This window comes from Halalkalibacter lacteus (assembly GCF_036663595.1).
Lineage (GTDB): Bacteria > Bacillota > Bacilli > Bacillales > Bacillaceae_D > Halalkalibacter > Halalkalibacter lacteus.
Genome location: NZ_JAWRVL010000240.1, coordinates 1 through 269 on the forward strand (window position 1 = coordinate 1; position 269 = coordinate 269).

The following is a 269-nucleotide window of genomic DNA, read 5'->3' on the forward strand; positions in this document are numbered from 1 at the left end:
CTCATGATCCTGCACCGCGAGCACCTCGACACGGCTGCGCTGGAGCAGACGCTGGGCTGCGTGCTGAAGGTGCACGAGGATCGCGGCGTCGTGAACGCGCATCATGCGTCGCTCGACCCCATTCTGGGCGACGTGTCCGCCGGGCTCGAGGCCGGCGGGTACAGCCTCGACACCGACTTCGGAATCGGGTCCGTGTCGGCGCCGCGCGACCAGAGGAGGATCGTCCCGCACTCCGACATCCCCTTGAGCGCGTGGAATCGGAGCGGAGC

At 68.8% G+C, this 269-nt stretch carries 1 protein-coding gene; it reads left to right on the top strand.

All coding sequences use genetic code 11. From position 1 onward, the window contains the following. On the top strand, window positions 1–269 hold a 269-nt coding region (locus SAZ04_RS22225), incomplete at both ends, for a hypothetical protein (protein WP_332699797.1).